The organism is Bacillus sp. AFS029533, from assembly GCF_002585125.1.
In the GTDB taxonomy this organism is placed as follows: Bacteria; Bacillota; Bacilli; order Bacillales; family Bacillaceae_G; genus Gottfriedia; species Gottfriedia luciferensis_B.
In genome coordinates this window covers 18,544-29,831 of the sequence record NZ_NUQC01000020.1, presented here as the reverse complement: position 1 = coordinate 29,831, position 11,288 = coordinate 18,544, and the positions used below count along the sequence as shown (strand labels likewise).

At 34.9% G+C, this 11,288-nt stretch carries 10 protein-coding genes and 1 pseudogene; 3 read left to right on the top strand and 8 right to left on the bottom strand.

Annotated elements, in window-relative coordinates; translation table 11 throughout:
* Nucleotides 1-315 precede the first annotated feature (315 nt).
* From COE53_RS10445 to COE53_RS10415, 7 genes and pseudogenes are all read right to left on the bottom strand, one after another.
* Nucleotides 316-537: a hypothetical protein gene (locus tag COE53_RS10445; RefSeq protein WP_098948010.1), complete on the bottom strand. Its 222-nt coding sequence runs from the start codon at nucleotides 535-537 to the stop codon at nucleotides 316-318.
* 34 nt (nucleotides 538-571) lie between these two features.
* On the bottom strand, nucleotides 572-1,963 hold the full coding sequence (hydA, locus tag COE53_RS10440) for a dihydropyrimidinase (RefSeq protein ID WP_098948009.1): 1,392 nt from the start codon (nucleotides 1,961-1,963) through the stop codon (nucleotides 572-574).
* Nucleotides 1,960-3,267, bottom strand: a complete 1,308-nt coding sequence (preA, locus tag COE53_RS10435; protein WP_098948008.1) for an NAD-dependent dihydropyrimidine dehydrogenase subunit PreA — start codon at nucleotides 3,265-3,267, stop codon at nucleotides 1,960-1,962. The genes hydA and preA overlap by 4 nt, the downstream gene beginning before the upstream one ends.
* A 16-nt stretch (nucleotides 3,268-3,283) precedes the next feature.
* The gene (locus tag COE53_RS10430) at nucleotides 3,284-4,621 is read right to left on the bottom strand and encodes an NAD(P)-dependent oxidoreductase (RefSeq protein WP_483295429.1); all 1,338 of its coding nucleotides are present in this window, start codon (nucleotides 4,619-4,621) and stop codon (nucleotides 3,284-3,286) included.
* A gap of 378 nt (nucleotides 4,622-4,999) precedes the next feature.
* The gene (locus COE53_RS10425) at nucleotides 5,000-5,569 is read right to left on the bottom strand and encodes a TVP38/TMEM64 family protein (RefSeq protein WP_098948006.1); all 570 of its coding nucleotides are present in this window, start codon (nucleotides 5,567-5,569) and stop codon (nucleotides 5,000-5,002) included.
* 214 nt (nucleotides 5,570-5,783) lie between these two features.
* Nucleotides 5,784-6,472 (bottom strand): annotated as a pseudogene (locus tag COE53_RS10420) (zinc metallopeptidase).
* A 15-nt stretch (nucleotides 6,473-6,487) separates the two neighbouring features.
* The gene (locus COE53_RS10415) at nucleotides 6,488-6,898 is read right to left on the bottom strand and encodes a MerR family transcriptional regulator (protein ID WP_098948005.1); all 411 of its coding nucleotides are present in this window, start codon (nucleotides 6,896-6,898) and stop codon (nucleotides 6,488-6,490) included.
* Nucleotides 6,899-7,084: 186 nt separating this feature from the next.
* On the opposite strand from COE53_RS10415, the gene COE53_RS10410 reads away from it, so the two are divergent.
* Genes COE53_RS10410 through COE53_RS10400 form a run of 3 tightly spaced genes read left to right on the top strand, consistent with a single transcriptional unit; the run spans nucleotide 7,085 to nucleotide 10,763 of the window.
* Nucleotides 7,085-8,524 (top strand): spore germination protein, encoded by a 1,440-nt coding sequence (locus COE53_RS10410; protein ID WP_098948004.1) that lies wholly within the window; start codon nucleotides 7,085-7,087, stop codon nucleotides 8,522-8,524.
* Nucleotides 8,521-9,621, top strand: coding sequence for a GerAB/ArcD/ProY family transporter (locus tag COE53_RS10405; RefSeq protein ID WP_098948003.1), 1,101 nt, complete (start codon nucleotides 8,521-8,523; stop codon nucleotides 9,619-9,621). The genes COE53_RS10410 and COE53_RS10405 overlap by 4 nt, the downstream gene beginning before the upstream one ends.
* Complete coding sequence (locus COE53_RS10400) at nucleotides 9,618-10,763, top strand: Ger(x)C family spore germination protein (protein WP_098948002.1); 1,146 nt, start codon at nucleotides 9,618-9,620, stop codon at nucleotides 10,761-10,763. Before COE53_RS10405 ends, COE53_RS10400 begins: the two co-directional genes overlap by 4 nt.
* A gap of 233 nt (nucleotides 10,764-10,996) precedes the next feature.
* On the opposite strand, the gene COE53_RS10395 is transcribed toward COE53_RS10400, so the two are convergent.
* Nucleotides 10,997-11,275, bottom strand: coding sequence for a gas vesicle protein (locus COE53_RS10395; RefSeq protein ID WP_069033487.1), 279 nt, complete (start codon nucleotides 11,273-11,275; stop codon nucleotides 10,997-10,999).
* Nucleotides 11,276-11,288 lie beyond the last annotated feature (13 nt).

The following is an 11,288-nucleotide window of genomic DNA, read 5'->3' as shown; positions in this document are numbered from 1 at the left end:
TTTGCGATTCTCTAATTTTAATTGCGATTCGGCCTTTTATTTGCGATTTTCAAATTTTAATTGCGATTCGGCCTTTTTATTTGCGATTCGGCCTTTTTATTTGCGATTCTCTAATTTTAATTGCGTTTCGGCCCTTTTATTTGCGATTCACAGATTTTAATTGCGATCCGGCCTTTTTATTTGCGATTCTCTAATTTTAATTGCGTTCCGGCCCTTTTATTTGCGATTCACAGATTTTAATTGCATTCGCACATTTATTTGCGATTCGCACATTATATTGCGATTCGCCCATTTTATTTAGAGATTCTCTAATTTTCAAAGATGAATCCCAAACTGTTTTATAATTAACGATCCAAAATATTTACGAGTATCAGCATTCATAATATGGAGCGTTATAAACCGATCCTCTTCATCTTGATTTTCAAAGTCAACATAAGCTCCGTCTAGCGTTTCTCTTACACTCTTAATCTTGTAGCCTTTCTTTACAAGGGAATCGATTTGATTTCTTTCGATTAAAAAGTCCTTGTATGTTGACATTTATTTACTCATTCCTTTCATTACGAATCTTTTCTTATAGACTAGTTTCACCATACTTCTTCCTCTTTAAGAACTGCCCACTACCTGCATTTCCTACAAATCGCTTTTCCCTTATGACAAATTCTCCACGAACTAATACACTCACTGGTTCACCTGTTACTTCCATTCCCTCGAATGCGTTATAGTCGACTGCCATATGGTGTGTTTCTGAAGAAATCGTTCGTTTACAATTCGGATCAAAAATCACTAAATCAGCATCTGAACCGACCGCTATTGTTCCTTTTTGTGGATATAAACCAAATAGCTTTGCACTTCTAGTAGAAGAGATATCAACGAATTGATTTAATGAGATTCTGCCTTTTTTAACGCCCTCAGAGAATAATATACTTACTCGATCTTCAATCATCGGTCCTCCGTTAGGGATTTTTGAAAAATCGTCTCGACCTAGATCCTTTTGTCCTTTAAAGTCAAAAGAACATTGATCAGACCCTAACGTTTGTAGATTTCCATTTTTTAAAGCATTCCATAGCACATCTTGGTTCCATTTTTCGCGAAGAGGAGGAGACCAAACATATTTTGCTCCTTCAAAGTCAGGCTTTTCTAGCATAGACTGATCAAGCACTAAGTATTGTGGGCATGTTTCACCCCATATATCAATTCCATTATTTCGGGCTTCCGTTATTTTTTCAACCGCCTCTGCACAAGTAACATGAACGACATATAGTTGTGAATTTGCTAGGCCAGTTAATGTAGCCGCTCTACCAGTCGCTTCTCCCTCTACTTCTGGGGGACGTGTCAATGCATGGTAAATAGGCTCTACTTTTCCTTCAGCTAAAGCTTGATTGATTAAATAATCTACAACATCACCGTTTTCCGCATGCACCATTACTAGTGCCCCATATTCCTTTGCTGCTAATAGCGTACGATACAACGTCGCATCATCAGCTTGAAATACATTTTTATAAGCCATAAATACTTTAAATGATGTGATTCCCTCTTTTTCTATTACTCTAGGTAACTCTTTTAAAACATCATCATTTATTTCGCCAACCATAAGATGAAAGCTATAATCGATCACTGCTTTATTTTTGGATTTTTCATGCCATGTTTCGATTGCATTTTGGAGTGGTTCTCCTTTATTCGTTAAACAAAAATCAATAATTGTTGTTGTTCCCCCAAAAGCAGCCGCAATCGTTCCAGATTCAAAATCATCCTTTGTGACAGTTCCACCAAACGGCATATCTAAATGTGTATGCGGATCTACTCCACCTGGAAAAATATAATGACCTGAAGCATCAATAACTTCAGCATCTGTCCGATCTAAATTAAATCCAATTGCAGAAATTTTATCTTCTTCTATTAAAATATCAGCCTTATAAGTATCCGTTGCAGTGACAATTGTTCCATTTCGAATAATTTTCTTCATTTTCTTTTCCTTCCCCCCTTTAAAATTGAATATTGATTAGATCTTGCTAATGTCTTTAAAGCATGTTGGCGATCATTCCAAGTCATCGAAGGCTGTTTACTTGGGACTTCTACCATGTTAATTGCATCTTCCACTGGACAAACGATTTTGCATAAGTTACATCCTACGCAGTCTTCTTCTCGAACCTTTAAATACGACTTTCCATTTTCATCTACTGACATATCAATACATTGGTGTGATGTATCTTCACAAGCAATATGGCATTTATTACAGTTAATGCATTCTTCAGTATCAATTCTAGCAACTACTTGATAATTTAAATCTAAATTTCCCCAATCGGAATATTTATGAACCGCTTTACCTACTAGCTCCGTTACTGAAGAAAGACCTTTTTCATCTAAATAATTGTTTAGACCATCAATCATGTCTTCAACAATACGGAAACCATGGTGCATTGCTGCAGTACAAATTTGAACGCCAGTCGCTCCCATTAATAAAAACTCTACTGCATTTTGCCAATTCGAAATGCCACCTATCCCGGAAATTGGAACTGATATACGTGGATTACGTGCACATTCTGCTACCATATTTAATGCTATTGGTTTTACTGCAGGTCCACAATATCCACCATGTGCTCCCTTCCCGGCAACATGAGGAACCGTATTCCAAGAATCTAAATCTACTCCCATTAAACTGTTAATTGTATTAATCATACTGACTGCGTCAGCTCCACCTCGAACTGCCGCTTCCGCTGTTACAGTAATATCAGTAATGTTTGGAGTTAGTTTTACAATGACAGGTGTCTTTGCAACTTCTTTAACCCAAAATGTTTGTTGCTCTACCAACTCAGGAACTTGACCGGATGCAGATCCCATTCCTCTTTCTGCCATTCCATGTGGGCAGCCAAAGTTCAGTTCTAAACCATCAACCCCAACATCCTCTACTCTTTTCACAATTTCGTGCCATTTATATTGTTGCGGTTCAACCATAAGTGATGCGATAATTGCTCGGTCAGGAAATCTTTTTTTCGTTTCATAAATTTCTTTTAAATTTACTTCAAGAGGTCGATCAGATATTAGTTCAATATTATTAAATCCTGCAACTCTTTGTCCGTTAAAGTTAATAGCTGCAAATCGTGAGGAGGTATTAATAATTGGTTCCCCTAACGTTTTCCAAACAGCCCCACCCCAACCAGCTTCAAACGCACGTTGGACCTGATAACCCGAATTTGTTGGAGGAGCAGAAGCAAGCCAAAATGGGTTAGGTGACTGTATGCCCGCAAGATTGATACGTAGATCTGCCATGAAAGAAAACCTCCTTTTAAGTGTTTAACTGTTTATGAATCGCATAAGCTACTTCTTTTCCTTGTTGTGCAGCAGTCACTACCATTGCTTCTCCTTGCCCTTTTCCAAAAATGACATCACCACACGCAAATACTTTAGGATTAGACGTCTGAAATGATTCTTGGTTAATTTTCACAACGCCATCTTTGTGATCTAAATCAAATTGTTCGATTAAGTCTGTATAGCGAGTTTGCCCGATTGCTTTAATGACTCCATCTACCGGTATCGTGAAATTGGAATCAGGAATAAGTACAGGTCTGCGTCGACCGTCTTTTCCAACTTCACCTAATTCTAATCGAACACATTCAAGTGCAATTACTTTTCCGTTTTCACCAATTATTCGTATAGGTAATGTTAACCATCGAAATTCAACACCATCTTGCTTAGCAAAATCATATTCAAATTGATAAGCGCTCATTTCTGATTGCGTCCTACGATATAAAATTTTGACATTCCCCGCTCCTAAACGAACAGAACATGTCGCAGCATCAATTGCTGTATTACCCGCACCTATTACAGCAATATTTTTACCGATAAAACGATTTGATAATTCTCCCATTTTTGTCTCTTTTACAAAATCAATCGCATCGTATACTCCGTCCAAATCCTCTCCTTCGATATCTAGCATCGGTACTTTCCCCATACCGATTGCTAGAACGACTAGGTCATAGTCTTTTAATAATTCCTCTGTAGAAATATCCGAACCGATTCTAGTGTTTGTATGAATTTTCACACCTAAGTTTTCGATTAGTTGAACCTCCCAGCTTGATATACTCTTTGGTAACCGGAAAGAAACAATACCATAGCGATTTAATCCTCCTGCATGATTTTCTGCTTCAAAAATTGTTACTTCATAGCCTAGTAAAGCAAGTTCACGGGCCGCTGCTAAACCAGATGGACCACTACCAACAATTGCAACTGCCTTTCCGTTCTTTTTTCCAGCCTTAAATAATTGTTGATTATTTTTTATGGCCCAATCAGTTGCATAACGTTGTAAATTACCAATCATGATCGGTTTAGTAGAATGATTAAGTACACATGCACCTTCACACAATTCTTCTGTAGGACAAACTCTGGCACAGCTTGCTCCAACAGGATTAGATGACATAATTGTTTTAGCTGATCCTTTTAAATTGCCTGAACCAATTTTCTTAATAAACGTAGGAATGTCAATCCCAGTTGGACAAGCTTTAATACATGGGGCATCATAGCAATAAAGGCATCGATGTGCTTCTTCAAATGCTTCCCTTTCAGATAAACCAGGATGTACTTCTTCAAAGTTCTTCGATAAATTCTCTAACGAAACTCTATTCACTAACAACACCCTCCTATTAGGCTACAAAGTTACTTTTTAAGAAAGCGGATTATACGATTTTTCCAATGACCTTCTATCATTCATTCCATACAACAGTAAAATTCCAGCCGTTTTCAAGTAAGAATTAATTACTTACAATCTTTCTTAAAAAAGGTAAAGCTTTTTCTAAAATTGAGGTATTTCAATATATGATTAAATAAATTAATTTAGACATGTTTATGTAAGGGTTGTCAGTGTTTAACTAATGATTATGAAAGCTTTCTACTTAAAAGTTAAAGATAGCTATCCTTTTTGGTTTTAATTCCATTTTAGTTAGTTGTATTAGAAAAAATAAAAGCTCAAACCCTTATATTAGGTTTGAGCTTTTTTACAACTTTTTCAAATTTTATTCTTCACAAAAACATTAAATCGTTTTCTATAAAAATAGATTAGCAAGACAATAATTAACAGTCCCAAAATGACTTTACCGAATAAAGTGAACTCTAACACTTGATTAACAGAATACGATTCAAATAATATGACGGGTAACTTACCAATCAAACTAGCTAACATGAAGCTTGACCATGTGATTTTACCAAAAGCAGCAAACAAAGTAATCAAACTAGATGGAATAAAAGGAATAAAACGTAGAAATAACACACCGTAAAATGCTTCTTTTCCTTCTAAGCTTAAAAGCCTATTTAATCCTTTAAATTTAGTTGAATTACTAATAAACCTTTTTTGTAAACCCTTTCTATATAAAATAAAAGATACTAACGTACCAACTAATTCACCTATGAAAGAGACTAAAAATCCACCAGTAAAACCGAATAATTTAATATTGATTGCTGTCAAAAACCAAGCTGGTATAATACCAACAATACTAATTAGAACATTAATTAAAATACTAAGTATCGCAGCATAGTCTTTGTATGTATTTAAAAAATGTTCAATTGCAGAAAGTGTCATAATTTTCCCCCATTTTTGTTAACCACTTAATTGTACAACATTTAGTATGATAAAAAAGCTAAGGTTACAAAAATACATAAATCTTCCATAAATTAAAACCTATTTACTATTTTAGACATTGAAATTTTAAACATACTAACCAATTTAAATTTAATTTTTAAAACAAAAAAAAGATGCCTTCGCATACAACACGAAATCATCTTTTTGATTTTTTTTATTCTTCTTCAGTTTGACCTTGGAAGAAGATAAATAAATATTTTACTAATTCTAACACTGAAATTAAAGTTGCTGCTAAATAAGTAAGAGCAGCAGCTCCTAATACTTTATTTACACCTTTTCTGTCAGTTTCATGGATTATACCACTTGCTAACATTAATTTCTTTGCTCGTGAACTAGCATTATACTCAACTGGTAAAGTGATCAGTTGAAATGCTACTGCTACTGAAAAAAGTAAGATCCCTACTCCAATTAGTGAAAATGCTTGAAGTAAAAATCCTGCTAAAAGTAGTAATGGTGCTGCACCTGATGCAATGTTAACGATTGGAAAGATTCGGTGACGAAGTGTTAAGAAACCATATGAAGTATCATGTTGTATAGCATGACCTACTTCGTGTGCTGCAACTGATACAGATGCAATTGATCTACCATAGTACACTTCCTCAGATAAGCGAACTGTTCTTGTTATCGGATCATAATGATCCGATAATCGCCCAGGCACTACTTCTACCGGTACGTTAGGTAAATTATTATTGTTTAATATATGTCTTGCAACTTCTGCTCCGGTTAATCCTCCTGATGCTGGCACTTCAGCCCAGTGATTAAAACTAGATTTCACTTTAATTGAGCCCAAATCGATAAACCGAAGGCAATAATAATAAGGAAATCCATTGGATGAAAAAACATTTACATTCTCTCCTTTTAAAGAATAAATGACAATAACGTCTGAATTAATTCTGATGTTTGTGACGTTAATTGACGGATAATATTTAGCTTTTGTTCCTCAGATAAATTTTCTAGTAAATAGTTTAATTGTGACAATTCTGTCTTCAACTGACTCATATGAATCGTTACTTCTTCAGTTAACGAGACAATACCCTGGTCCTCTACCAAAGTTTTTTTCTTATCTAAAATCTCTTTTATTTCTTGGAGTGGTAAGTGCATTGATTTACATTGCTCAATAAATTTTAAAGTTTCTAAAGAAGCTTCATCATAAAAGCGATGCCCAGATTCCGAACGCCTAGGTTCAAGTAATCCCAAGTTTGTATAATAATCAATTGTACGCTTAGACACTCCAACTTCTTTTGCTAATTCTCCAATTTTATAGACAATCCCAATGGTCTCACACTCCTTCTATTTGTATTATATGTGAATTAAATAAAAACGTACAGTAAAACGTTACGTTGTTCGAATCTCAGTATTTGAAAAGGAATTTCTACATTTTAAAGTACAGAATAGGAACAAAATTTATGGGAAAAATAGGGTAAAGTTACCAAGTTTAGAAAAGAGGAACATTAAATGATGGCTGACCGAGATCTAGATAAAAATGAAAAATTGCTTCGGGAATTGTTATTTAATAGTTCTGACTTTAAAACAAGTGATTTCGGAAGCAATGCTCGACGTTATCGGTTATTTTATTTGGATACGATGATCGATGATAAATCGGTGCAAGAATATATTATTCGTCCTTTGCTTAATAATACAAATGTAAGTGTACGCGAAGCCGTTTCGATTCTTGATTACAGTGAAACTGAGCTCCTTCCTGATGCGTCAAATGCACTAATTGAAGGAAAAACAGTAGTCCAAATCGCTGGGGAATCGAAGTTATATTTACTTAGAACCGAGCTTGTAAAAGAACGCTCTATCAACATTCCTTTAAATGAGCGTGTGTTACGTGGGTCTCATAAGGCATTGAATGAAAATTTGAATACGAATCTTAATTTAATTCGCAACCTTATTGCAACACCTGATTTAGTTGTAAAGCAATATCAAGTTGGTCGTAGATCGAATACGAAAGTAGCTATACTTTATTTACAGTCTCTCGCAAACGAAGTCGTTTTACAGGAATTTGAGAAAAGGATTGCAAATATTGATATTGATTACATTGATGCACCTGGTTTTTTTGAAGAATTAATTCAAGATAAAACATTTTCGTTATTTCCAAGAATGCTAACATCGGAAAGACCGGACCGCGTAAAATCTTACCTGATGGATGGGAAAATCGCATTTTTAACTGATGGTGCACCAGATTGTGCAATCGTTCCTATTTCATTCTGGGCTTTTTTTCAAAGTCCAGATGATTATCAAGTTGGTTGGTTATTTGGTAGTCTTTTAAGGTTTTTAAGAATTATTTGTTTTATTATTGCAATTAGTTTACCCGGTCTTTATGTTGCGCTAGTTACTTTCGATCCTAGAGTTCTTCCATTAGAAATTGCGCTTACTCTTCAAGGCTCTATGCAATACGTTGCTATGCCTCCAGTATTAGAGGCGATAACAATGCTAGCCATACTTGAGGTCTTAAAAGAGTCGACTGTCCGTTTACCAAATCCAGTTGGTCAAACGATTGGTGTTGTCGGTGGTATTGTAATTGGAACTGTAGTTGTTCAGTCGAATCTAATTTCAAACATGATGGTAGTCATTATAGCACTTACTGCTGTTGCTTCATTTATTATACCTTCGTATGAAATGAGTAACACAGCACGTTTATTAGCTTATCCTTTTATCCTCGTGGCTTCAGTTTTTGGGTTAATTGGATTGGAAATATCATATATGCTGGTTTTGACACATTTAGTCCGGATGAATACATTCGGCATTCCATACTTTTACAATTGGTTTAATGGCGATACGATAAAAGATACAATTTTCAGAGCACCGATCAGAAGTATGAAAAAACGACCACTGGAAAGCTTAGCAAAAGATGAAATAAGAATAAGTAATCCAAGGGGGGATAATAAGTGATTCAATTAAAGAAAATTTCTATTAATCAACTTATTTGTCTTGTTATACTGAACCAAGTAGGCGTCAGTGTTTTATCAATCCCTTATAAAATGTCTCAAATCTCGGGCTATGATTCTTGGATGTCCCTTATAATTGGAGGTGTCATAGCTCAAATTGGTATCCTTGTTGTCTATCAACTTGGAAAAAACAATCCCAATCAACCGATACAACAGTATATTGTCTCAATTATAGGAAAACCATTAGGATTGATTATTAATTTACTATTTGCTGCATACTGTGCAGAATCTTGTTTAATGCTCATAGTTTCTTATTCAGATGTCATTAATCGATGGTTGTTATTTGAGACACCATGGTTCGTACTAATAGGATTATTGGTTATAGTAACAGGTTATATTGCTTCATCATCACTTCGTTCAATATCTACAATTACACAATCTATAACCCTCATGTTCCTAGTATGTTTTGGAATCATTTTTATTAGTAGTTTTGGAAAGGGCGGAGATATACGTCACTTTCTACCAATAGGTACTCATGGGATTACACCTATCTTAAAAGGTGCTGTCCCTGCATTTTGGGCGTTTGCTGGATACGAACTTCTTTTGTATGTATTTCCATTTGTAAAATGTAAGAAAAAGAAAGAGATTTTTGTTGCTATGTCTATCGCTAATGGCATAACTACATTATTTTACGTATTTATAGCTTTTATTGTGACGTACAACTTTAGCGAGAAACAATTAACTCTTATTCCTGAGCCGATGATCTTTATTCTTCGTAAATATAGGTGGCCAGTCGTTCAAAGTTTTGATATTCTATTTATCGCAATTTGGCTATCAGTGACTTTAGTAACAGCTTATATTTACTTGTTTTTGTCTGCTCGTTATTTAGCTTTTATCGGTAGAAAAGAAAACCGCAACCATTCACTCTTAGTGTGGTTAATAGCAATCGTATGTTTTGTGGCGGGACTATTTTTTACTCAAAGACAACTGATTCCCCGGTTTTCTGATTATCATAATATTACTACACCTATCTTCATAATGGGAGTTCCGACTATACTTCTACTAATATCTTTTGTAAAAGAAAAGGTGGCAAGCAAATGAAAAAACCCTTCATTTTACTACTTCTATTGCCCTTATTGACAGGATGTTGGGATCGGTTGGACTTGAAAAAGCTTCATTTAGTAGATGTAAATGGTTTTGATTTGAATGAAAAAACCGGTGAAGTGGGGGCTTTTTTTCTCATTACGAAGCTTAAAAGCACTGGACAAGGTACTGGTGAGTCTTTTTCGGTATTAAATGAGCTTAAAGGACCGACATTAGCAGAGGCAATTGGCCAATGGGAATTTACTGATCAGTCTCCTTTCATAGGTATTAGTACAAGAGTTTATTTAATGAGTAAAAGTTTTGCTTCAGCTGATCCTGTTTCAGAGCTTGATTTTTTACTTGGAGCACCCTATTCATCTATAAACACTCCTTTGGTTGTTATAGATGGAAATCTCTCGGAAGTATTTAAGTCTGCTTCAGATCCAGCCAAAGAGTTTTCGAAAAATCTGAATGAGTTTATTGTCTCCATGGAGAAAAACAGAACCATTCCAACAGTCTCCATGATGAATTTTATACAATCTAAGGATGATCCGTTGTCCGATCTAGCACTACCTATGTTAAGTCAAAAAAATTCGGACTTGGAATTAAGCGGTGCGTTATTATACCGCAGTGGTATGCCTACTGGAAAAACACTCGATCGGGATCAAGTAAAACTAATGATGCTAATGGAAGGTGGGAACACCGGAAGGCAAAGATTTACTGGTAATTTGAAAAGGTTTACTGGAAATTTTTCAGGTAAAAATGGTGAAAAATCATATTCTGAAACTGCGAATAAAAATAATTTTGGATTTACGGTCAAAAGAAACTTTTCGAAAATTACCGTCTCCAATGCGCCAAATAAATTACCAAAAATTGAGGTAAAAGTAAAGTTACAAGTTAGTACTTTCGAACTTGGTAAAGAAGGTCATAAGTTAAAGCCTGATTATGTTCAAATGGAAAAAGTTCTAAATAAACATTTTGAAAAAATGGGATTGGAAACGATTAAAACGATGCAATCAGCAAATTCCGATGTATTAGGTATTGGCAAGGAATTAAAAGCATTTCATCCAAAAGTTTGGAAGTCTATAAACTGGAGAAAAGATTATCCAAAAATGACGATTGAACCGAAGTTTGATATCGATATCCTTAATGTTAACTAGTAGTTTTAAGAAGCTATTTTCACTCAAGCATCTACTCCCCCTGCACCAAGCGCGGGGGCTTTTTATTTATTAGACGGTATAATCTTTCTTCAATTTATACTTTTTCCGTTCCAATAATGACTTGAATATTGGTCTTGTTATTATGTAATACAGCAACCTAATTAGGTCGCTGCGTTATTTACATTATAGGAAGTTTATCTTTTACTACATTGAATTACGTTTTTATCCAAACACTATTCCTCTTGCTTTATACCTAACTTGTCTTCTATCCGATTTATCCGATCATGCAATAGCTTGCCTTTTACACTTGAATTAAAATATGGATCATCCTGCCACCAATTTAACCCAATCTCCATCGCTTTATCGATTGAAGCGACAACAAGGCGAATTTTAATTGTGAGTAATTCTACATCTGCTAAGGCGATTTTAATATCTCCTGCGATGACAATCCCTTTATCTAAAATTTTCTCTAAAATATCTAAAATATTAGTAGATTGTGCTGAATGTTGCATGTTTTCTCCTTTC